The sequence below is a fragment of the Agrobacterium vacciniicorymbosi genome (assembly GCF_040427045.1).
In the GTDB taxonomy this organism is placed as follows: Bacteria; Pseudomonadota; Alphaproteobacteria; order Rhizobiales; family Rhizobiaceae; genus Agrobacterium.
This window is the reverse complement of sequence record NZ_JBETMF010000011.1, coordinates 20,511-41,311: the sequence shown is the minus strand read 5'-3', so window position 1 is coordinate 41,311 and position 20,801 is coordinate 20,511. Positions and strand designations below refer to the sequence as shown.

General features: G+C 57.5%; 22 protein-coding genes and 1 tRNA gene. 11 read left to right on the top strand and 12 right to left on the bottom strand.

Annotation, left to right across the window (positions count from 1 at the left end; all coding sequences use genetic code 11):
- Positions 1–148: 148 nt before the first annotated feature.
- From lysA to argH, 3 genes are all read right to left on the bottom strand, one after another.
- Positions 149–1,417, bottom strand: coding sequence for a diaminopimelate decarboxylase (gene lysA, locus ABUK73_RS17255; protein WP_353578348.1), 1,269 nt, complete (start codon positions 1,415–1,417; stop codon positions 149–151).
- An 11-nt stretch (positions 1,418–1,428) separates the two neighbouring features.
- A complete protein-coding gene (lptM, locus tag ABUK73_RS17250; protein ID WP_113089208.1) occupies positions 1,429–1,626 on the bottom strand; it encodes an LPS translocon maturation chaperone LptM in 198 nt (65 codons plus the stop codon).
- Between the two features lie 95 nt (positions 1,627–1,721).
- A complete protein-coding gene (gene argH / locus ABUK73_RS17245) occupies positions 1,722–3,122 on the bottom strand; it encodes an argininosuccinate lyase (protein ID WP_353578347.1) in 1,401 nt (466 codons plus the stop codon).
- 24 nt (positions 3,123–3,146) lie between these two features.
- Between argH and tlpA the strand changes: the two genes are divergently transcribed.
- On the top strand, positions 3,147–3,815 hold the full coding sequence (gene tlpA, locus ABUK73_RS17240; protein WP_353578346.1) for a thiol:disulfide interchange protein TlpA: 669 nt from the start codon (positions 3,147–3,149) through the stop codon (positions 3,813–3,815).
- A gap of 9 nt (positions 3,816–3,824) precedes the next feature.
- Here the strand turns inward: tlpA and ABUK73_RS17235 are convergent, their stop codons facing one another.
- From ABUK73_RS17235 to ABUK73_RS17205, 7 genes are all read right to left on the bottom strand, one after another.
- Positions 3,825–4,706, bottom strand: a complete 882-nt coding sequence (locus ABUK73_RS17235) for a 3-hydroxybutyryl-CoA dehydrogenase (protein WP_113089211.1) — start codon at positions 4,704–4,706, stop codon at positions 3,825–3,827.
- Positions 4,707–4,826: 120 nt separating this feature from the next.
- Positions 4,827–5,756: an electron transfer flavoprotein subunit alpha/FixB family protein gene (locus ABUK73_RS17230; RefSeq protein WP_353578345.1), complete on the bottom strand. Its 930-nt coding sequence runs from the start codon at positions 5,754–5,756 to the stop codon at positions 4,827–4,829.
- Positions 5,757–5,780: 24 nt separating this feature from the next.
- Complete coding sequence (locus tag ABUK73_RS17225) at positions 5,781–6,527, bottom strand: electron transfer flavoprotein subunit beta/FixA family protein (protein ID WP_353578344.1); 747 nt, start codon at positions 6,525–6,527, stop codon at positions 5,781–5,783.
- Between the two features lie 181 nt (positions 6,528–6,708).
- Complete coding sequence (locus tag ABUK73_RS17220) at positions 6,709–7,485, bottom strand: rhomboid family intramembrane serine protease (RefSeq protein WP_353578343.1); 777 nt, start codon at positions 7,483–7,485, stop codon at positions 6,709–6,711.
- Between the two features lie 21 nt (positions 7,486–7,506).
- Complete coding sequence (locus ABUK73_RS17215) at positions 7,507–8,094, bottom strand: cob(I)yrinic acid a,c-diamide adenosyltransferase (RefSeq protein WP_353578342.1); 588 nt, start codon at positions 8,092–8,094, stop codon at positions 7,507–7,509.
- Between the two features lie 15 nt (positions 8,095–8,109).
- A complete protein-coding gene (locus ABUK73_RS17210; protein ID WP_113089216.1) occupies positions 8,110–8,307 on the bottom strand; it encodes a twin transmembrane helix small protein in 198 nt (65 codons plus the stop codon).
- Positions 8,308–8,369: 62 nt separating this feature from the next.
- Positions 8,370–9,203 (bottom strand): SDR family oxidoreductase, encoded by an 834-nt coding sequence (locus ABUK73_RS17205; protein WP_353578341.1) that lies wholly within the window; start codon positions 9,201–9,203, stop codon positions 8,370–8,372.
- Between the two features lie 185 nt (positions 9,204–9,388).
- On the opposite strand from ABUK73_RS17205, the gene ABUK73_RS17200 reads away from it, so the two are divergent.
- Positions 9,389–10,297 carry a YihY/virulence factor BrkB family protein gene (locus ABUK73_RS17200; protein WP_353578340.1) on the top strand — a complete coding sequence of 303 codons (909 nt, stop codon included), beginning with the start codon at positions 9,389–9,391 and terminating at the stop codon, positions 10,295–10,297.
- On the opposite strand, the gene gluQRS is transcribed toward ABUK73_RS17200, so the two are convergent.
- Positions 10,268–11,149 carry a tRNA glutamyl-Q(34) synthetase GluQRS gene (gene gluQRS / locus ABUK73_RS17195; RefSeq protein ID WP_353578339.1) on the bottom strand — a complete coding sequence of 294 codons (882 nt, stop codon included), beginning with the start codon at positions 11,147–11,149 and terminating at the stop codon, positions 10,268–10,270. The two genes, ABUK73_RS17200 and gluQRS, sit on opposite strands and share 30 nt — an antisense overlap.
- Here gluQRS and ABUK73_RS17190 point away from each other — a divergent pair.
- Together ABUK73_RS17190 and ABUK73_RS17185 are read left to right on the top strand one after the other, a co-directional pair.
- A complete protein-coding gene (locus tag ABUK73_RS17190) occupies positions 11,148–11,858 on the top strand; it encodes a DNA-3-methyladenine glycosylase family protein (RefSeq protein ID WP_353578338.1) in 711 nt (236 codons plus the stop codon). The two genes, gluQRS and ABUK73_RS17190, sit on opposite strands and share 2 nt — an antisense overlap.
- 99 nt (positions 11,859–11,957) lie before the next feature.
- Entirely contained in the window at positions 11,958–12,515 is a 558-nt protein-coding gene (locus tag ABUK73_RS17185; protein ID WP_113089221.1) for an HNH endonuclease, read from the top strand.
- A gap of 5 nt (positions 12,516–12,520) precedes the next feature.
- On the opposite strand, the gene ABUK73_RS17180 is transcribed toward ABUK73_RS17185, so the two are convergent.
- The gene (locus tag ABUK73_RS17180) at positions 12,521–13,036 is read right to left on the bottom strand and encodes a disulfide bond formation protein B (protein WP_353578337.1); all 516 of its coding nucleotides are present in this window, start codon (positions 13,034–13,036) and stop codon (positions 12,521–12,523) included.
- 251 nt (positions 13,037–13,287) lie between these two features.
- Between ABUK73_RS17180 and ABUK73_RS17175 the strand changes: the two genes are divergently transcribed.
- The 7 genes from ABUK73_RS17175 to ABUK73_RS17145 all read left to right on the top strand — a co-directional run bounded on the left by ABUK73_RS17175 (position 13,288) and on the right by ABUK73_RS17145 (position 20,639).
- Positions 13,288–13,372 (top strand) — tRNA-Leu (locus ABUK73_RS17175).
- 571 nt (positions 13,373–13,943) lie between these two features.
- The gene (locus tag ABUK73_RS17170) at positions 13,944–15,596 is read left to right on the top strand and encodes an ABC transporter substrate-binding protein (protein WP_353578336.1); all 1,653 of its coding nucleotides are present in this window, start codon (positions 13,944–13,946) and stop codon (positions 15,594–15,596) included.
- Positions 15,597–15,634: 38 nt separating this feature from the next.
- Complete coding sequence (locus tag ABUK73_RS17165) at positions 15,635–16,645, top strand: ABC transporter permease (protein ID WP_353578335.1); 1,011 nt, start codon at positions 15,635–15,637, stop codon at positions 16,643–16,645.
- Complete coding sequence (locus ABUK73_RS17160) at positions 16,642–17,490, top strand: ABC transporter permease (protein ID WP_353578334.1); 849 nt, start codon at positions 16,642–16,644, stop codon at positions 17,488–17,490. Before ABUK73_RS17165 ends, ABUK73_RS17160 begins: the two co-directional genes overlap by 4 nt.
- Entirely contained in the window at positions 17,469–19,199 is a 1,731-nt protein-coding gene (locus ABUK73_RS17155; protein ID WP_353578333.1) for an ABC transporter ATP-binding protein, read from the top strand. Before ABUK73_RS17160 ends, ABUK73_RS17155 begins: the two co-directional genes overlap by 22 nt.
- A complete protein-coding gene (locus tag ABUK73_RS17150) occupies positions 19,196–20,263 on the top strand; it encodes an LLM class flavin-dependent oxidoreductase (protein WP_353578332.1) in 1,068 nt (355 codons plus the stop codon). Before ABUK73_RS17155 ends, ABUK73_RS17150 begins: the two co-directional genes overlap by 4 nt.
- 157 nt (positions 20,264–20,420) lie before the next feature.
- Positions 20,421–20,639, top strand: a complete 219-nt coding sequence (locus tag ABUK73_RS17145) for a hypothetical protein (RefSeq protein ID WP_353578331.1) — start codon at positions 20,421–20,423, stop codon at positions 20,637–20,639.
- Positions 20,640–20,801 lie beyond the last annotated feature (162 nt).

Genomic DNA, 20,801 nt, shown 5'->3' with positions numbered 1-20,801 from the left:
TCTGGCCACCCGATTTCGCCATTCCCAAACAGCGATTGAACTCAGTGCAACGGAAATGAAGATAACACTCTTTATGGCGAAGACGAGGGCAAGCCTGCGCTCACCCCCATTTTTCAGCCCTATTCGCTCAATTGTGATCGTTCAAAACTCAATCGAGCCAGGTGGGGACCGAGTCGAGCGCAATCAACTCTTCATAGGTGCCACGTGGGCGGATGACGTGGAACTGGTCACCCTTCACCAGGACTTCCGGGACCAGCAGGCGCGAATTGTACGTTCCGGCCTGCACGGCACCATAGGCTCCGGCGGAGCTGACGGCGATCAGGTCACCCGGCTGGGGCGCTGCCATTTCACGGTCCAGTGCCAGATAATCGCCGGTTTCGCAGACCGGGCCAACGACATCCGCCTTGATGCGCGGGGCGTCAGTGGTTGATTGCACGACCGGGCGAATAGCGTGATAGGCCTCATACAGTGTCGGGCGAATGAGATCGTTCATCGCCGCGTCCACAATCACGAAGGTCTTGTCGCCACCATCCTTCACATAGATGACTTCCGTCACCAAAATTCCGGCATTGCCGACGATCAGACGGCCCGGTTCTGTGATGATCTTGCAGTTGAGGCTCTGCAGCTCGTTCTTGACGATATAGGCATAGGCATCTGGCAAGGGCGGCGGATTGTTGTCTTCGCGGTAGGGAATGCCCAGCCCGCCGCCAATATCGACATGGCTGATCGTGTGGCCATCGCCACGCAGGGCTTCGACAAGCTCGCGCAGCAGCCGGAAGGCATCCTCGAAGGGTTGCAATTCGGTGATCTGGCTACCGATATGCATGTCGATGCCGCTGACCTGAATTCCGGGCAGAGTGGCGGCGTGGGTGTAGACGGCGCGTGCCCGCTCATAGGAGATGCCGAACTTGTTTTCCTTCTTGCCGGTGGAAATTTTGGCATGGGTGCCGGCATCCACATCCGGATTGATGCGGAAGGACACATGCGCCTTCCTACCCGCTTTCACGGCGCGAAGGTTCAGAACTTCCAGTTCCGGTTCGGACTCGATGTTGAAGCAGTAGATACCGGCGTCCAGCGCAAAATCCATTTCGGCAACGGTCTTGCCGACGCCGGAAAACATGATGCGGCTTGCGGGGACGCCTGCCGCCAGCGCGCGGCGCAACTCACCGCCGGAAACGACATCGATGCCAGCGCCGAGCTTTGCCAGCGTTTTCAGAACGGCCTGATTGGAATTGGCCTTCATCGCATAGCAGACCATGGAGTCTACATCGGCAAAAGCCTCTGAAAAGACCTTGTAATGTCGCTCCAGCGTCGCCGTGGAATAGACGTAGAACGGCGTTCCAACGGCCTTCGCAATTTCAGGCACGGGAACGTTTTCGGCGTGAAGCACGCCGTCGATATAGTGAAAATGGTTCACAGCGCTGGACCTTAAAGGAGCTTATCGAGAATGAAAGGCCGCTCTGGCGTCGGCTGCACCTTGGCTTTGTTGGAGCGAATGTTACGCTGTTCCGTAGGCGTGCTCGGCGGATCGATGTCGCCTTTGCGGCCACAGCCTGCAAGAGCAAGGCTAACGGCAAGTGCCACGCCGACGGGAACGATGAAGGTACGCAAGGTTTTTGAAAGCATGGGCCTGTCCAAAGGAAATCTCTGCATTCCTGATAACGAAAAACAGGGCGCTTGTGCACCCTGTTTCTTGTGATGCTCGTCGAACGCTGGATTGATTAGTTTTTACCGCGCCACCAGGCGATCTGCTTGCGCACTTCAGACGGGGCGGTGCCGCCGAAGCTGGTGCGGCTGGCAACCGATGCCTCGACCGACAGCACATCGAAGATGCCTGCGGTGATGGCGGGGTTGATGGCCTGCAACTCTTCCAGAGAGAGATCTGCGAGGTCGCAGCCTTTCTTTTCAGCCAGCGCAACGGCATGGCCGGTGGCATGGTGCGCATCACGGAAGGGCAGGCCCGCTTCACGCACCAGCCAGTCCGCCAGATCGGTCGCTGTGGAATAGCCGGAACCGGCAGCGGCGCGCATCTTGTCGGCGCGTACTTCCAGATCGCGCACCATGCCGGTCATGGCGGCAATGGCCAGTTCCAGACTTTCGGCGGAATCGAAGACCTGTTCCTTGTCTTCCTGCATGTCCTTGGAATAGGCGAGCGGCAGGCCCTTCATGATGGTCAGAAGGGCGATCAGCGAACCGTTGATACGGCCCGTCTTGGCGCGCACAAGTTCGGCGGCATCCGGGTTTTTCTTCTGCGGCATGATGGAAGAGCCGGTCGAAAACGCGTCTGACAGGCGGATAAAGCCGAACTGCGGGGTCGACCAGATGACGATTTCTTCGGCCAGACGCGAAAGATGCGTCGCGCAGATGGAGGCAATCGACAGGAATTCCAAGGCGAAATCACGGTCGGAGACCGTATCGATGGAGTTGCGGGTCGGCTCACGGAAACCGAGCGCCTTCGCTGTCATGTGGCGGTCGATGGGATAGCCCGTGCCAGCCAGCGCCGCTGCACCAATCGGGCTTTCATCCATGTGTTCGATGGCGTGGCGGACGCGCGCGCGGTCACGACCGAACATTTCCACATAGGCCATGCAGTGGTGACCGAAGGTGACAGGCTGTGCCGTCTGCAAATGGGTAAAGCCCGGCATAACGGTGTCGGCATGCTCTTCGGCGCGGTCGAGGAAGGCAGCGATCAAAGCGGTCAGCATGCCCTCGGTCTTCTGAAGTTCTTCCTTGACCCAAAGGCGGAAATCGAGTGCCACCTGGTCATTGCGCGAACGGGCCGTGTGCAGGCGACCGGCGGCGGGGCCGATGAGATTGGCAAGGCGCGCCTCGATATTCATGTGAATATCTTCAAGCTTGCGGGAGAACTCGAAGGCTCCCGCTTCGATCTCTGACAGGATCGTGTTCAGGCCGTGAATGATCTTGTCTTTATCTTCATCCGAAATAATGGATTTTGCGGCCAGCATGGTGGCATGCGCTATTGAGCCGCGGATGTCCTGCGCATAAAGCTTCTTGTCGAAGCCGATTGAGGCATTTATCTCTTCCATGATGGCCGAAGGACCGGAAGCGAAACGTCCGCCCCACATCTGGTTGGAGGATTTTTGTTCGATGCCGTCAGCCATTCTTTGCCTGCCCTGGAGTATTCAATGACAGAAAAAAAGCCGCTCAGGCTTCCCTCCGCCAGACTTGTTGCAATTGCCGCTATCGCCGGTGTCGTCTGCGGCGCGGGTGTTGTGGCGTTCAGGCTTATTGGGTCTGAGGGTCAGGTTCAAGGGGCAGCAGTGGCGCAAGCCGGTTTATGTGAGGGGGCTGCCAAGCGTATCGCCTCCCTCAAGCCACTTCTGAAGGGCCAGGTTGCCGCCATGTCGGCCAGCGAGCGACCGCGCGTCATTCCGCTTTCTTTTAAGGGGGCGGATGGTGCTGCGATGACCGAAGCCGACTTCAAGGGCAAGACAGTGCTGCTCAATCTCTGGGCCACATGGTGCGTTCCATGTCGTGAAGAGATGCCAGCGCTCAATGCTCTCGAAAAGGAAAAGGGCGCAGACAACTTCGAAGTCGTGACCGTCAATATCGATACGGGCGACGACGCGAAGCCGCGAAGCTTCATGAGCGAATATGGGATCGATTCCCTCAAGCTCTACCGTGACAGTTCGATGGGCGTGTTCAACGCGCTGAAAAAAGAAGGCCTTGCTTTCGGCCTTCCCGCGACGCTGTTGATCGATGACCAGGGCTGCCTAATGGCGTCCATGAATGGCCCCGCGGCCTGGGATAGCCAGGACGCCAAAACACTCGTGGAATTTGCGAAAGCAAAGTGAGCCGAGGATTTACCGCGTCGGGACGGGCGTTTCGCCGCGGTAGTCATAAAAGCCACGGCCGGATTTGCGGCCAAGCCAACCGGCTTCGACATATTTGACCAGAAGCGGGCAAGGGCGATATTTGCTGTCTGCCAGACCATCATGCAGCACCTGCATGATCGACAGGCAGGTGTCGAGACCGATGAAGTCGGCCAGTTGCAACGGCCCCATGGGATGGTTCGCGCCGAGTTTCATGGCGGTGTCGATGGCCTCAACCGAGCCGACGCCTTCGTATAGCGTATAGATCGCCTCGTTGATCATCGGCAGAAGAATGCGGTTGACGATGAAGGCTGGGAAATCTTCGGCAACGGTGATCGCCTTGTCCAGCGTGCGGACATATTCCTTGGCACTTTCAAAGGTCGGCTCGTCCGTGGCAATGCCGCGCACCAGTTCCACCAGCTTCATGACCGGCACCGGGTTCATGAAATGGATGCCCATGAACTGTTCTGGGCGGTCTGTTGCCGAAGCAAGGCGGGTGATGGAGAGCGAAGACGTGTTGGTGGCGAGAAGCGCTTCTGGTTTTAGAACCGGGCAAACCTGCGCGTAAATCTTGCGCTTGGTTTCCTCATGCTCCGTCGCAGCCTCGATCACCAGATCCATTGCGGCCAGATCGTTGATATCGGAGGAGCCGCCAATGCGCGAAAGTGCCGCCTTGCGGTCGTCATCGGCCATCTTGCCATTGCTGACCTGCCGGGCAAGGTTGCCGTTGATCGTCGCGAGACCGGCTTCGATGCGATCCTTGGCGAGGTCGTAGATATGAACCTTGTAGCCCGCCAGTGCAGACACATGCGCAATACCGCAGCCCATCTGACCGGCTCCAATGATACCGATATTCTTGATTGGGGCGGCCATGATGTGTCTCTCCTGTGGGATGTGCTTGGTGCGCGTCATATTGCGCGGGATGTTACGCATATTACCGTAAAACAAAAGCGGCGCGTTTAGAAAAACGCGCCGCTTTCATGATTGTTATGATCAAAGCGCTTTTTCGAGCTCTGGCAGCGCGTCGAACAGATCAGCCACGAGGCCGTAATCCGCAACCTGGAAGATCGGCGCTTCCTCATCCTTATTGATGGCAACGATGACCTTCGAGTCCTTCATGCCAGCCAGATGCTGGATGGCGCCGGAAATGCCTGCGGCGATGTAAAGCTGCGGAGCAACGACCTTGCCGGTCTGGCCGACCTGCCAGTCGTTCGGAGCATAGCCCGCATCCACGGCCGCGCGTGATGCGCCAACGGCTGCACCCAGCTTGTCCGCGACAGGAAGCAGGACTTCCTTGAACTTTTCCGAAGAACCGAGCGCGCGGCCACCGGAAACGATGATCTTGGCAGACGTCAGCTCCGGGCGGTCGGAAGATGCGAGAGCGTCCGAAACGAAGGACGAGACTGCCGGGTTTTCAGCAGCAGCGACGGTTTCAACGGAAGCCGAACCGCCAGCCTGTGCCGGAGCAAAGGTCGAGGTGCGAACGGTGATGACCTTTTTCGCGTCGCTGGCCTGTACGGTCTGGATGGCGTTACCGGCATAGATCGGGCGCTTGAACGTATCGGCGGAGATGACTTCGATGATTTCAGAAATCTGCGCCACATCCAGAAGGGCCGCCACGCGAGGCAGGACGTTCTTGGCGGATGCCGTGGCAGGCGCGATGATGACGTCATAGGAAGCGCTGAGCGAAACAAGCAATGCCGCGAGTGGTTCTGCCAGCTGGTTGGCATAGGATGCGTCGTCGGCCAGCAAGACCTTTGAAACGCCGGACAGCTTGGCGGCTTCGTCAGCAGCGGCCTTGGCGTTGGAACCGGCGACCAGCACGGTCACATCGCCGCCAATCTGTGTTGCCGCCGTCAGTGTCTTTGCCGTCTGGTCGGAAAGGGTTGCGTTGTCGTGTTCTGCCAGAAGAAGAATGGCCATGGTAAAATCTCCCTATCCGAATTCTTAAAGGACGCCGTCGGCCTTGAGCTTCGATACGAGCTCGGCCACCGAACCAACCTTCACGCCAGCCTTGCGGCCTGCGGGCTCCTCGGTCTTTAAGACCTTGAGGCGAGGTGCGATATCGACGCCGAAATCGGCAGGCGTCTTCTTGTCGAGCGGCTTTTTCTTTGCCTTCATGATGTTTGGCAAAGACGCATAGCGTGGTTCATTGAGGCGAAGGTCTGTTGTGACGACGGCGGGAAGCTTCAGTTCCACCGTCTGCAAGCCGCCATCCACTTCGCGGGTTACGGCAACCTTGCCGTCGGAAGGCTCGACCTTGGAGGCGAATGTGCCTTGTCCCCAGCCGAGAAGCGCTGCCAGCATCTGGCCGGTCTGGTTGCTGTCGTCATCGATGGCCTGTTTGCCGACGATGACAAGGCCCGGAGCTTCGGCTTCAACGACACCCTTCAAAAGCTTGGCGACGGCCAGCGGCTCTACGGCTTCATCGGTCTCGATCAGAATGGCGCGGTCAGCACCCATGGCCAGTGCCGTGCGGAGCGTTTCTTCCGCCTTGGCAGGACCGATGGAAACGACGACGACCTCTTCCGCCTTGCCAGCTTCCTTCAGGCGAAGGGCTTCTTCGACGGAAATCTCATCGAAGGGGTTCATCGACATCTTGACGTTGGCAAGCTCAACGCCTGAACCATCCGCCTTGACGCGAATCTTGACGTTGTAGTCCACCACACGCTTCACAGGGACGAGGATTTTCATCGATAACCTTCCTTCAACTCCTGACCGCAAAGCGAGACGCCGAACGGTCCTCCAGATAATCAAGTTGCGACATGGATACGCATTTTTCCCGTAATTTCAACGGAGCAATGCTCATGATCTCATGCACGTTGCGGATATCTTACGTTAACGTGAACGTAAATATCAATCCTTGTGACAATCTTCATCGAATACCATCGAAAGGTCGTTCCGTTTGCGACACGACAGAGGCTTGTGGGCCCTGATTTTTATGTTCGACGGCGCGCGGCGTGACTATGGAGCGGTCAAACAGCGGCACGCCCTTTCTTCGCAGAAACAGCACGAGGATCGCGCCTGCAATAATGCCGCCCACATGCGCACCCCAGGAGACGCGCTCCTGAAAACCGAAGGCGAACATGAAGAATTGCTGCCCAACCCATAGCGCCAACGGAATGAAGGCGGGCAGGGGAATAGGAATGCGCATGAAGACGAGGATCCACACCCGCACCTTGGGATGCAGCAGCAGATAGGCCGCAACAACACCGGACACCGCACCGGACGCGCCAATGAGCGGGGCTTCCGATGCAGGCTCGACAAGGCCGTGGAAGAGTGCGCCTGCGACGGCGCAGGCTATGTAGAACAGCAGGAAGCGCAGATGGCCGAATGCGTCCTCGACATTATCGCCAAACACCCAAAGGAAGACCATGTTGGAGGCAAGGTGCCAGAAATTCAGATGTAAGAACGCATAGGTCAAAACGGTCGCATCATCAGGCACGATTTGCAGCGCGGGCTCTAGGTAAGCATAGTCGAAGACGACTGCGGGAATGAAGCCGAGACCAAGGGCCGCGGCATTGGCGGCCTCATTGCTTGCAAGAGCGCCCGTCAGCAGCCAGACGAGAACATTGAGGCCGATCAGCGACAGGGTCACATATTGCAGCTTGATGTGCTTGAGCGAATTCGCATCGTGCAATGGAATGAACATGCGAAAACGCCCTTGCTTGACCTAGCGGTTCTGACCGGGAACCCAGAGAATATCGGGCATCTCCGAGTTCGTCGCATCATTGGCAAAGCGGGCCGCGACAAACAGGAAGTCGGATAGACGGTTGATGTATTTGAGCGCTGCGCTGCTCACCACTTCGCCCTCCATCTGCGCCAGCTCCACCATTTGCCGCTCTGCGCGGCGTGACACGGTGCGGGCAAGATGCAGATAGGCGGCGGCGGGCGTTCCACCCGGTAGAACGAAGGATTTCAGCGGTGAAAGACCGGCATTCAATGCGTCGATCTCGTTTTCCAGCCGCGTGACCTGCGCTTCAACGATCCTCAACGGCTCATAGGACAGGGTCTCGCCTGTATCAGGCGTTGCCAGATCGGCACCAAGGTCGAAAAGGTCGTTTTGCACGCGAAACAGCATCGCATCGAGTTCAGTAAGGCCGGATGTGTGCAGCCGGGCTACGCCGATGGCGGAATTCGTCTCGTCAACCGTTCCATAGCTTTCCACGCGCAGATCATGCTTGGTCCGTCGTGGTCCTGAAACGAGAGCAGTCGTGCCGTCATCGCCGGTGCGGGTGTAAATCTTGTTCAGCTTGACCATTTTTGCCTCTCGCCCCTATCGCCCGCCGCCCGTCAGCCACAGGGTCAGCATGATGAGGATGATGGCGATGGCCTGCAGCAAAAGCCGCAGCTGCATCAATTTGTTGGATTTATTGGCATCCGTGCCTTTGAGCATGTTGAACAGCCCGCGTATCAGCACAAGCACCACCAGACCCATGACGATGGCTGCAAGAACCATGGTGAAACTCGACATGCTCTACCCTCCCGAAATGCCGTGACCTTGAATGCGTTGTAGCTGATTGAGGCGTGAAAGCGCTAGTCGAACTTGCGCAGCAATCGGTAAAACAAATCGGCGGGCACAAGCCGTTTCAAAATCATTGCCTGCTTGGCTGGGGTGGTGATGACGTAGTGGGTTTTTGGACGCCGCGCCGTCAAGGCATGCTTCAATTCCCTGTAAACGGCATCTGGACCAAGCTTGTGCTTGTTTTTCGGCCCGCTGCCATCCAGCCGCGCAAGCTGGCGCTTATAATCTTGCGCATGGGCAGAATTCTCAAGGTCGATATTGCCCTTGATATGCGCCAGTGCCGTCGCAGTAAATTTCGAGGCTATGGGGCCAGGCTCGATGAGGCTGAGGTGAATGCCGCTGCCCTGAAGCTCCATGCGAAGCGTAACGCCCAGCCCTTCGAGAGCGAATTTCGACGCCGTATAGGCGCCGCGATAGCGGTAAGGCACGAGACCGAGAATGGATGAACAATGGACGATGCGCCCGTGTCCCTGCCTGCGCATGAAGGGGATGACGCGGCATGTCAGATCGTGCCAGCCAAAGACATTGGTTTCGAACTGCTGGCGCAGAACATCGACGGATAAGTCCTCTACCGCGCCGGGCTGACCATAGGCACCATTGTTGAAGAGCGCGTCGATGCGCCCACCGGTTCGTGCCGCGACCTCATCCACCAGGGCGGCGATGGTTTCCGGCTTGGTGTAATCCATCAGCAGCGTCTCGATGCCACTGCGTTCCAGCGCAATCATGTCTTCCATGCGCCGGACCGTGGCAAACACTCGCCAGCCATCCTTGTGAAGCGCTTCGGCACAATAAGCGCCGATGCCGGAGGAGCAGCCGGTGATGATGATGGCCGGTTTTTCGGACATGGAATAGGTTTCCTCGGGCAGGACGTGTTATAAAAAATGCCTAGAAAAGGGTAGGGTGAATTTCAGTAGTGCACAATTCTTCTTTTCAAGTGGAACCGGCGCGTGGTCTCATGCGCTGTATAAGCATGACTGACTTCCCATATCTCGCCATGGGTTACAAATGAAATGCCGATTGAGGAGGTGACATGGTTGCCGCGTTGGACATTGTCCGAAAAGTCGCCTTCGATGCCTATTTTCACTTTGCCGAGGATGACGGCTGGGCGATGGCGAGCCATGTCGCGCTTTCCATTCTGCTCGCCCTGTTTCCGTTTCTGATTTTCGGAACGGCGCTGGCTGGTTTTTTGGGTGCTGACCAGTTTGCCGAAACCGCCGTCCATATCATCTTCGACACATGGCCAGCCGCCATTGCTGCGCCGCTTGCCGCGCAGGTGCAACAGGTGTTGACCATTCCGCGTGGCGGACTGCTGACGATTTCGGTTCTCGCTGCCGCCTATTTCGCGTCCAATGGTGTAGAAGCGCTGAGAATATCTCTCAACCGTGCTTACCGGGTCAGCGAAACACGCTGGTGGTACGTGACCCGCCTGCTCAGCCTGTTTTATGTGGTCATCGCGGTGACCACCTTCGCCGCTATCAGCATTGTTCTCGTTGCCGTGCCGGTGGCGCTGTCCTTTGCGGAAACGCGCTTTCCCTTGTTGAAAGATGTTCTGGTCACGGTCTCCAATCTCGGACTTTACGGCACGATCATTGTTCTGGCCGTCGGCCTTTCAGCCGCGCATCTGTGGCTTCCCGCCGGACGCCGCCGCATCTGGGATGTTCTGCCGGGTATTGTTCTGACGCTGATCTTCTGGGTCATCGGCGCGGCGATCTTTGCCTATTATCTGGCGACCTTCGCCAATTATGCGGCGACCTATGCCGGTCTTGCCTCTGTTATGATCGTACTCGTCTTTCTCTATATGGTGGGCGTCATCTTCATGCTGGGGGCCGAGGTGAATGCGGCGCTGATGAAATATCGCATCAGGCATGTCATCAAGGCAGGCATTCACAATGGCAGCCTGAGAGAAGCGCTAGATGCCGAGGAGGCTGCGGATATCTGACGGTGTGTGGCCCTGCTGGCGCAACGCCTGAAGGCCCGTGCTGCTGATGCTCTTAGAGAGTTTCCGACCCTTGTCGTCCAACACCAGCCGGTGGTGGTGATACTCCGGAACCGGCAGGTTCAGCAGATGCTGGAGCAATCGATGGACTGATGTCGCGGCAAACAAATCCATGCCCCGCACGACATGGGTTATACCCTGCAAGGCATCATCCAGCACCACGGACAGATGATAGCTGGACGGTGCATCGGACCGGGACAGGATGACGTCTCCCCACGCTGCCGGATCGGCCTTGATGATTGCCCTCTCGCCGCTACCGGTATCGGCCCATTCCAGTGAATGCCCAAGGTGAGAGATGGCCTTGCCCATATCCAGACGCCAGGCGTGCTGAACGTTTGACGAAAGTCGTGCTGCGACTTCCTCCGCGGGCCTTTGCTTGTCGAACGGTGGATAGAGCGCCGCGCCATCAGGGTCGCGTGGCCAAATCTGTCCGTTGGACTCGTAGTTTCTGACGAAAGCTTTCGTCTCGCTACGGCTCATGAAGGACGGATAGGCCAGTCCCATCCCGATCAACGTCTCCAGCCCTTGGCGATAATCCGCAAAATGGTCGGATTGCCTGCGCACGGGCTCCTCCCATGAAAGGTCAAGCCATCTCAGGTCCTCGTAAATTCCCTGTTCGAGTTCCGGCGTGCAGCGCGTGAGATCGATATCTTCGATGCGCAGGAGAAAACGTCCGTCCACCGCTTTCGCCATGTCATGATTGAGCATGGCGGAGAGCGCATGGCCCAGATGCAGCCGCCCATTTGGACTTGGCGCAAAACGAAAAACCGGCTTTTGACCTGAAAGCGAAGACATGGTTTCTTCTGCCACGGTTTCCGGTGCTTCGCCAAGACGAAGTCATGCGTGTTGGGGTGCGGTGGTCAAAATCATTCGAAATGCTGCTGACATCGAGGAAGGGCTGAAAGCCCTTGTCCTCATAGACCCGCGGCTGGAGCGCGTCGCCGAGCGGGCGGGGCCGCTGCCGTTACGGCTGAGCGAGCCCGGTTTTGCGGGGCTCGCCCATATCATCGTATCGCAGGTCGTGTCCCGCGCCAGCGCCGATGCCATCTGGCGACGAATGCTGGATGAGGTTGGCGAGGTGACGGCGCAGAATTATCTGTCCGTATCGTCTGCGGACGTACCGCGCTTTGGCCTTTCCCGTGCAAAAGCGCGAACACTTCATGGCGTTGCCACCGCTACCGTCGATGGAAGGCTTGATCTCGAATCTCTGAACCTGCTGGATGATGCGAGCGCATTTTCAGCTTTGACCGCGCTGAAGGGCGTCGGTCCATGGACGGCACAGGTTTATTTGATGTTTTGTGGCGGGCACTCGGACATCTTTCCGTCCGGCGATGTGGCGCTACAGGCAGCCGTGGCCCATGCGCTTGGCATGAAAACCCGCCCGAGTGCCAAACAACTGGCAGAAATGGCAATGTTCTGGTCGCCCTGGCGGTCTGTCGCGGCCCGGCTTTTCTGGGCCTATTATGCGTCCATGACGCGGCGCGATGTCTTGCCGATTGCCTGAAATAAGCCTTTCTTTCAGCGCTTCATTTATAGGCTTCACAATCCTGTAACAACAGACCTAATATACAAGTGCAGATGCCGAATCGATCAGGAGACGCCCTTGACGATTGCAGTTTCACCACAGGCCCTGCCCGCGCTCGTTCTGAACGCAGACTACAGGCCGCTGAGTTATTATCCCTTGTCGTTATGGTCCTGGCAGGACGCGATCAAGGCCGTATTTCTTGACCGTGTGAACATCATTGCAGAATATGATCACGCGGTATGTTCGCCTAGTTTTTCCATGCGGCTGCCGAGTGTCGTCAGCCTGAAGACCTATGTGCAGCCGACGCGAAATCCCGCCTTCACACGCTTCAACGTGTTTTTGCGTGACAAGTTCGAGTGCCAATATTGCGGTTCGAAAGACGATCTGACGTTCGATCACGTCATCCCGCGTGCCCATGGCGGTGAAACGACGTGGCTGAACGTCGTCGCGGCCTGCTCACCCTGCAATCTGAAGAAAGGCAGCAAGCTGCCGAAGATTGCAGGCATGTTCCCGCACCAGAAGCCTTATCAGCCGACGGTGCAGGATTTGCACAATAATGGCCGTTCTTTCCCACCCAACTATCTGCACGAAAGCTGGATGGATTATCTCTACTGGGATACCGAATTGCAGCCTTGATCGGCTCAGGCGCTCTTCCGGGTCGCACCGAAAAACGCGATGCCCGCAAGAAAGATGCTTGCGATTACGTTCCAGCCCGCAAAAGACAGGCCGAGAACGCGCAGTGCGGCGTCGTTGCAGGATGGCGGCTTGATGGCATTGAGGTCGTTCAGCAGGCTACCGGCATTGGTCGTAACCGATGGGGCACCCGTCGAGCAGGTGATCGGACCAGGCCAGAAACCCCATTCCACGCCCGAATGATACACGCCAAGGCCAGCGCCGATCAGCATGGCGATGCCGATCAGAGCAAGCGCAGACCGTGTCAGCCACACCGGCAGCTTGAACAGGCTGGCGGCAATGGCCAGAATGCCGACTGGAATGGCGTAATAATAAGGGTCTCGCTGCAAAAGGCAGAGTGCACAGGGGGTGTAACCGCCAATATGCTGGAAGCCTAGCGCCGATCCCACGGTGAAGATCATTCCCACCGTAACCAGAATGGCCGACATGCTACGGTTCTTCTCTGCAGAAGCTGCACTTTCCATGGTCTGTCCTTACATTCGACGCAAGATTTGAAACAAGTGATTGGGTAAAAAACAAGGCGGGCTGCGGACATTATTAAAGTCCGCCCAATGCCTCTAATCCAGTCTCAAGCCGCTTGCAAATCCTTCATCGAATGCCGTGATACCGCTTCTGAGCAAAGTTTCGTGAATTCGAGATTTTCGCAAAAATCTGTTGACCTCACATGCCCGGTTCGTATAGTCCGCCGCATACCAAGGAATGAGATTCCAAAGTTGCCCCTTTGGCGGAATTGGTAGACGCGCCTGACTCAAAATCAGGTTCCGAGAGGAGTGCTGGTTCGATTCCGGCAAGGGGCACCACTATTCAAAAATAGCATTGTTTTTCCTGTATAATTTTCGAAAAGCGTTCAAGGTTTTTCAAATACCCTAAAAAGCTGGACACCTTTGTTCCCCCTTTTTCTTCTCCAGAGGCTTTTGCGGCCTTTTGCGAGTTCTGGGCTGACGTACCTAAACGGTATTCCCGCCGTGGCGGACGCAGGGTGAAAGCCAGTGCTAACGTCACGCCAAACGGCGGGAAAAATAATCCATAAATTCCATAGAAAAAGAACAGGCAGTCTTTCTATCAAGCGAGACATTGGTAGTCTGTATGGCATGATATTCATCAAAAATCGGAAAGGGACCGCTTGATGATCACAACATGTAGCACCAGGCGCGGCCTTTAAACGAAGCGGCCGCAGCGGATTGAGTATCGGGCCGCATTGGTCCCACCGTTTCATTCCAGCGGCATAGCGACAGTTTCATCCCAACTTCAAAACAGGCGTGGTTCGCTCGGCACAACTTGTCCCGCGAAGGAGCAACTGTGCGCTCTAGCTCTGCCAGGCCGTCTGTGATCACAGCAACGCGACAACGCATTCATATTCAGGAAACATACATGACCGACCGTTCTTCTCTGCTTTCTCTTTCCCGCCGTCGCCTGTTGATTACGACAGCAGTTGCGGCCGCAGCGGCTTTGGTTTCCCCGGCAGGTTTCAATCCCGCTCTTGCGACCGAAACTCCACGCGATGGCGGCGACATCACCTTTTTGATCGACTCTCTCGGCGATACCTGGATACCCAACAACAGTGCGATCTCAAGCTTTCAGGGCCATATCTGGGGTCATGTGGCTGACAAGCTTGTTTATGTCGATGCCGAGGGCAAGGTCAGCCCGTGGCTGGCGGAGCGCTGGGAGCAGAACGACAAGGCGACCGAATTTACGCTTCATCTGAAGAGCGGTGTAACCTTCTCTGATGGCACGCCGCTGGATGCTGCTGCCGTCGTTGCTAATCTCGACATCTGGTATGCCGGGCGCAAGAAGGAAGGCATAAACCCTATCGGCCTTTTCCCGAAAACCTATGAGCGCGCGGAAGCTGTCGATGCAGCAACAGTGAAGGTGTTCTTCAAGGCGCCGACACTTGGATTTATTCCGACGCTCGGTTATCACGGTTCGATCCTGATCTCCCCGAAAACCATTGCGCAACCGGCAACCGAACAGGCCGATCTCAGCAAGACTTCCGGCAGCGGCCCCTATGTGGTCGAATCCTGGAAAGAGGGTGACCATGTCACGCTGAGAAAGCGCAAGGACTATAATTGGGGTCCGCAGGCTGTTGGTCACACCGGTCCGGCCTTCCTCGATTCCATCACTTACAAGCTGGTTGTTGAACCATCGCTGCGGGTGGCCTCGGTCCAGTCCGAACAGGCAGACGTTGCCTATAATGCGTCTCCTCAGGAACTGAAGTCGCTGAAGGAAGAAGGTTTCACCGTTGCCACGCCGCGTTATCTCGGTTTCGTCAATGGCTGGGCGGTCAATACCAAGCACGCGCCCTATGATGATGTGAAGGTGCGTCAGGCGCTGCAGGCCGGTATCAACCGTCAAGAAATCATCGACACCGTCTATACGTCGGACTGGAAGCTGGCGACCTCCTTCATCCAAAGCAATGTGCCTGGCGCTTCCGACCAGAGTGCGCTTTTGGCCTATGATCCGGCCAAGGCAGAGAAGCTTCTGGACGAAGCCGGTTGGATCAAGGGTGCCGGTGGCATCCGCGCGAAGGACGGCAAGCCGCTTGTGCTGACGATCCACTCCAACCCCTATCTGGCCACATCACGCTCGGTCGATGAGTTGATTGCCCAGCAGCTTGGAAAGCTCGGCTGGAAGGTCGAAATCCGTGCGTATGATGTTGTCACTTTTGGTGAAAAGGTGAAATTCGGCGGTGCTGCCGTTCCCGCCTATGAGGTGACGCGCAGCTTCATCGATGCCGGAACGGTCGCAAGCATTCTGACCAACGCCAACAATGGCGAGAACTGGTTTGCTCTCGATGACCGCGACGCTACGCTGAACGGATTGCGCGACAAGATCGCCGCTGCCGGATCGCTGGATGAGAGAACACCGTTGCTGAGCGAATTGCAGCATTATGTTCTGGAGCAGGGATATTTCGTCCCACGCACGCAGATCGTCCAGCGGATCTATGTGCAATCACCCAGGCTCAAGGGCGAGGTCTATAACGGCGTCGCCTATGCCAGCTACTACACGGCTTACCTTGCAGACTGAGACGTTTTGAAACCGTTCCATCTGAAAGGAGTGCCGGTGTGAGCAACAGCTATCTGACCTATGCCGCAAAGCGGCTTGGCCAAGCGGTGATCGTCATCTTGCTGGCCTATGTCCTGACATTCGTGGTCGTCAGCATTTTGCCCGGCGACCCGATAACCAGCGTGCTGCGCAACCCGCAAAACGGATTTACCGAAGAGCAGATTGCGGAAATCATAGCGGCTCAAGGGCTGGACCGACCGGTGCTGGTGCAGCTCTGGTCTTCCCTTTCCGGCTTTCTGACCGGGGATCTCGGTCTTTCGATGCGCTCCAGCCGTCCAGTGGTGACCTTGATTGCGGAGGTCTTGCCATCGACGCTCATTCTTGCCTCCGCAGGCCTTGCGGTTGCGCTGATACTGGCAATTGCGGTGGCCTATCGGACGCAATTCGTGCCCAAACGTTACGGCCAGGGGCTGCTACGAGGCTTCCCGTCGCTGTTCCTCTCGGTGCCAAATTTCGTGATCGGTCTGGCCTTGATCCATATTTTCGGTTTTCAGATCGGCCTCTTCCGCGTCATCAATCCTGATAGCTTCTGGGCCACCCTGTTTGCGGCGATTGCGCTGGGCATTCCGGTTTCCGCACAGATCGCAGAGGTGCTGATTGCCAATCTAGACCGGGAGGCGGAGCAGGAATATGCGACGGTTGCCCGCAGCCGTGGCATCGGGCGCACGCGCCTGTTTGCTAAACACCTGCTCAAACCCGCCTCGCTGCCGGTTGTCACCGTCATCGCACTGACCATCGGCGAATTGCTCGGCGGTTCGCTGATTACCGAAACGGTGTATGGCCGCACCGGCATTGGCAGTCTGGTGCAGCGTGCGGTCAGCACGCAGGATTTGCCGGTCTTGCAGGCTGTGGTGTCGCTGGGCGCGGTGGTGTTCGTTCTCGTCAACCTCGTTGCTGACCTTCTTTATCCGCTGCTCGATCCACGCGTCAAAATCCTGGGCGGGCAGAAGCGCAGTCCGACCACCGCTGATGAAACCTCCATCAGTGCAGGCAAGGCGGTGACACCATGAGCCTCGTCTATAGCTCACCTTCGTCGGGCGTGGCAGCATCACGCTGGAGAACCACACTTCGAATGCCGCCTATCGTGGCAATCTCCTTTGCCATCGTTGTGCTCGTTATCGCCTGGTCGATAGCGCCCGGCCTGTTCACCAGCCACAGTCCGTTCGTCGGTGTTCCCGCTGACAAGTTGCTCGGTCCCAGCCTTGAGCATTGGTTCGGCACCGATCATCTCGGACGCGATCTCTACACCCGCGTTGTGTACGGCACGGCCTCTTCTGTAACCAGCGCATTGGTCGCTGTTGTCATAGGGGTTGTTGCCGGAGGGCTGATCGGCCTGATGGCTGGCTTCCTCGGCGGCTGGGTCGATGTCGTCCTTGCGCGCTTTGTCGATGTGCTTTTGGCCATCCCGAAATTTCTGCTCGCCGTCATCGTCGTCACCGCCATCGGTTTCGAAACGATCAATGCGGCCATCGCCACCGGCGTATCGGCAGTCGCGATCTTCGCGCGTGTTTCCCGCGCCGAGGTCATCAAGACGCGGCAGGCGACCTTTGTGGAAGCCTCGTTTCTGGCGGGTGGCTCGCGTTGGTACATTCTCTGGCGTCACATCCTGCCGAATGCGTCTCGCTCGATTTTGCCGCTCGCGGTGCTGCAATTCGGCGAATCTATTCTCATCATCGCCAGCCTCGCTTTCCTCGGCTACGGCGATCCGCCACCCGCCTCAGATTGGGGCCTGCTGATCTCTATCGGCAAGGATTACCTGAAATGGCCGTGGCTTGTTTACGCACCTGCATTCGTCACGATCTTGACCGTCCTCTCAGTGAATAGGATCAGCCGATGGCTTCGCAAAACAGACTGACCCCCACACTCGTTCATAGCAAAGTTCTGGTCCCAGTGACCAAGCAGGCAAGTCCTATCCTAAACGTCGATGGATTGTCTGTTGCCTATGGCAAACAGACGGTCGTTCGCGATGTGGACTTTAGCCTGGAGCGGGGCAAAAGCCTTGCGCTGATTGGGGAGTCGGGCTCCGGTAAATCCACCATTGCCCGCGCCGTGCTGCGGCTCTTGCCCGCTGGCGGGCAGGCAAGCGGCCATGTGCAGTTCGATGGCCGCGATTTGCTGGCTCTGCCGGAGAGGCAGTTCCGGCCCCTGCGTGGTCGAACCATCGGCTTTGTTCCGCAAGATCCGGGCAATGCGCTCAACCCGGTTCGCACAATCGGCGCGCAGGCGATGGAAGCAGCGGATTTGACGGATGAGCCGGATGCGGCCATCCGCAAGGCCCTCATTCTCGATATATTCGCGCAAGTCGGTCTCGACAATCCGCAGCGGGTCTATGATTCCTATCCGCATCAGCTCTCCGGCGGCATGCTTCAGCGCGTGTTGATCGGCCTTGCGGTGCTGCCGCGCCCGGCACTGCTGGTGGCGGATGAGCCGACATCGGCGCTGGATGTGACGATCCAGAAACGTATTCTCGATCTTCTGTCTCGCTTGCAGCACGATTTGAACATCAGCCTCCTGCTCATTACCCACGATCTTGCCATTGCGGCAGAGCGGGCCGATCAGCTGGTGGTCCTCAAAGACGGCACGGTACAGGAGGCGGGCAACACGCGGGCCGTGTTCTCCTCGCCCAACTCGGCCTATTCGAAAAAGCTGCACTCGGATGTTCCTGCGCTCAATCCGGATCGATACGCCCGGCTGCGCGATCGCGGTCTTCGGCTCGTCGGCGGCAGCGCTGAAAAGCCCAGCAAGATCGAGGTCAGGGATGTTTCGAAGACCTTCACTGTCGACGGCAAGATCACGACCGCCGTGGACAACATCTCCTTCAGCGTCGCGCCGGGAACGACCCATGCGTTGGTGGGCGAATCCGGCTCAGGAAAAACAACGACGATCCGGTTGTTGCTGGGCCTAGAGCAGCCGGATAGCGGCGAGATTTCCGTTGCGGGAGAGCGTGTTTCCGGCCGGTCGCGAGAGTCCCTGCGCGAGGTGTGGCGTCATCTCCAGCTGGTTTATCAGAACCCGTTCACGTCGCTGGACCCAACCTGGACGGTGGAGCAGCTGGTACGAGAACCTCTCGACCGCTTCAAAATAGGCACGAAACAGGAGCGTACCGAGCAGGTGCGGGAAGCGCTGTCGAATGTCGGGCTAGGCCCGCATCTGCTTGCCCGCAGGCCGGGCGCGCTTTCCGGCGGCCAGCGTCAACGCGTTGCGATTGCGCGTGCGCTGGTCCTCAAACCCGATGTCATCGTGCTCGATGAGCCGACCTCCGCCCTTGATGTTAGCGTTCAGGCAGAAATTGTCGAGGTTCTGCTCTCGTTGCAGGCCAAGCTGGGTCTGACCTATGTCTTCGTGTCCCATGATCTGGCGCTCGTGCGGCAGCTTGCTCACACCGTCTCGGTCATGCAGCGCGGGAGCATCGTGGAACACGGGCTGGTCCGTGACATCTTCGGCAATCCGCGCCATGCCTATACCGCGACCCTGCTGGAATCGATCCCCGCCGGTATCCACGCGCCGTCCGAAGTGCCGCAATCCGCTGTGCGACGCGTTGCCCGCAAGGAGCAGATCGCATGACCATTGCCCTGTCGAGCCCAACATTATCGGCTTCATTTCGTCCAAAGCATCGCCTGGGTTTCAACACAAGGGTGTCTTTTAGCGACGATACTGGCCCGGCGCAGGGGCTGAAAGACGGGATCAGGCTTTTCGTGGAAGCAGAGCGGCTGGGTTATCAATCCGGCTGGGCCTATCAACGGCACTTCGACCATTATCTATCATCACCGCTTCCATTCTTTGCGGCAGTGGGCCAGCATACGAGTTCGATCACGCTGGGCTCTGCCGTCATTCCCATGCGGTATCAGGACCCGATCCTGCTGGCCGAAGCGGCTGGAACCACGGATTTGCTGATCGGCGAGCGGCTGGAACTGGCCATTTCCACCGGTGCCAACGGTGCTTTCGATGCCGTTTTCGGCACCGTTGATACCGATGCGCGCACGGAAGCAAAGCGGCGGCAGGCACGTTTTCTGGCGGCGATTGCAGGTGAGGTTCTTCACACCGTTACCGAGCCGGGCCAAGGCGCGCCGCAGGGTGCAGAATTGCGGGTCACGCCGCACAGCCCCACGCTTCGATCCCGCATTCGGCAGGGCTCTGCCAGCGTCGGTTCGGCCATACAGGCGGCAGAACTCGGTATCGGTCTGATTTCCGGCACCGTTCAGCATGATCAGGAAGAGGGCGAGACATTCGGGCAATATCAGGCCCGCATCATCGAAACCTACCGGACGACATGGCGCAAGATATGGGGGACGGAGCCGCCGCCGGTTGCCGTGGCCGCCTCGATCCTCGTCGGCGCCACCGCCGAATTGCGTGACAAATACGCGGCCTATGATCTGGAGCGTCGCACCAAGGGCATCGCGGCATCCCGCCCCAAAGGCGCGCTTGAGCCGCCCGGCCAACCCAAGGGCGCACAAATTTCACCCGTATTTCAGGGCACCCCCGATCAGGTCATCGAAGCGGTTTACAACGACCCCGGCCTTGCCGCTGCCGATGAAATCGTACTGTTCCTGCCGCCGGCTTTCGGGCTTGAAGAGAATTTGCGGTTGCTGACCGATCTCTCCGAAACGGTAGCCCCAGCCTTCGGATGATCACCGGGTCCATCACGCCAATAACCTTCACCCGTGATTGAGACGAGAAAGCTCTGCCTGCAAAGGCGGAGCTAAGGTCATTTCGTGCGTCGCTGCACTCTGGATCGATGGAACTATCGACCCTTACTCCTGTTACCTCTGCATAAGGAGATATGACATGGATAAGAAGACTTCAAAAACAGGGCCAGAGCAGGATGCAAAAGGTCAATATGCACCCTCTCAGGCGGATGGAAAAAGCTCTGGCGTCGCCAGCGCCAAGCCGACGGTCATAACCGGATCAGAAGACGCGACCGAACATCGTGGTCCTCCAGGCGAGAAAAAATCTGGTAAGGATTGGGATATCAATTTTGACGATACGGCTGACGATAAGTCCTGAGTTGATTGGGTCATGCTTGCAATGTTTTCAGGCAGATCACCAGTTGAATCTATGCCGCAGAACTTTTGCTTAAGCTGAGTTAATTCCCTCTAATAAATATATTTATAATATGTATTTTGTTTTTGCCGCTCGGGCGTTTGCAGCAGGTACCTTTGCAAAATC

Bases quoted from the DNA above. Each gene is read 5' to 3' on its own strand.
- ABUK73_RS17200 (WP_353578340.1), top strand. From the start codon at position 9,389: ATGGTTGCCGCGTTGGACATTGTCCGAAAAGTCGCCTTCGATGCCTAT.
- ABUK73_RS17215 (WP_353578342.1), bottom strand. From the start codon at position 8,094: ATGGTCAAGCTGAACAAGATTTACACCCGCACCGGCGATGACGGCACG.
- ABUK73_RS17155 (WP_353578333.1), top strand. From the start codon at position 17,469: ATGGCTTCGCAAAACAGACTGACCCCCACACTCGTTCATAGCAAAGTT.
- ABUK73_RS17230 (WP_353578345.1), bottom strand. From the start codon at position 5,756: ATGGCCATTCTTCTTCTGGCAGAACACGACAACGCAACCCTTTCCGAC.
- ABUK73_RS17225 (WP_353578344.1), bottom strand. From the start codon at position 6,527: ATGAAAATCCTCGTCCCTGTGAAGCGTGTGGTGGACTACAACGTCAAG.
- ABUK73_RS17190 (WP_353578338.1), top strand. From the start codon at position 11,148: ATGGTTTCTTCTGCCACGGTTTCCGGTGCTTCGCCAAGACGAAGTCAT.
- gluQRS (WP_353578339.1), bottom strand. From the start codon at position 11,149: ATGTCTTCGCTTTCAGGTCAAAAGCCGGTTTTTCGTTTTGCGCCAAGT.
- lptM (WP_113089208.1), bottom strand. From the start codon at position 1,626: ATGCTTTCAAAAACCTTGCGTACCTTCATCGTTCCCGTCGGCGTGGCA.
- ABUK73_RS17150 (WP_353578332.1), top strand. From the start codon at position 19,196: ATGACCATTGCCCTGTCGAGCCCAACATTATCGGCTTCATTTCGTCCA.
- ABUK73_RS17180 (WP_353578337.1), bottom strand. From the start codon at position 13,036: ATGGAAAGTGCAGCTTCTGCAGAGAAGAACCGTAGCATGTCGGCCATT.
- ABUK73_RS17210 (WP_113089216.1), bottom strand. From the start codon at position 8,307: ATGTCGAGTTTCACCATGGTTCTTGCAGCCATCGTCATGGGTCTGGTG.
- ABUK73_RS17220 (WP_353578343.1), bottom strand. From the start codon at position 7,485: ATGTTCATTCCATTGCACGATGCGAATTCGCTCAAGCACATCAAGCTG.
- tlpA (WP_353578346.1), top strand. From the start codon at position 3,147: ATGACAGAAAAAAAGCCGCTCAGGCTTCCCTCCGCCAGACTTGTTGCA.
- ABUK73_RS17160 (WP_353578334.1), top strand. From the start codon at position 16,642: ATGAGCCTCGTCTATAGCTCACCTTCGTCGGGCGTGGCAGCATCACGC.
- ABUK73_RS17170 (WP_353578336.1), top strand. From the start codon at position 13,944: ATGACCGACCGTTCTTCTCTGCTTTCTCTTTCCCGCCGTCGCCTGTTG.
- ABUK73_RS17205 (WP_353578341.1), bottom strand. From the start codon at position 9,203: ATGTCCGAAAAACCGGCCATCATCATCACCGGCTGCTCCTCCGGCATC.
- ABUK73_RS17145 (WP_353578331.1), top strand. From the start codon at position 20,421: ATGGATAAGAAGACTTCAAAAACAGGGCCAGAGCAGGATGCAAAAGGT.
- ABUK73_RS17235 (WP_113089211.1), bottom strand. From the start codon at position 4,706: ATGGCCGCCCCAATCAAGAATATCGGTATCATTGGAGCCGGTCAGATG.
- argH (WP_353578347.1), bottom strand. From the start codon at position 3,122: ATGGCTGACGGCATCGAACAAAAATCCTCCAACCAGATGTGGGGCGGA.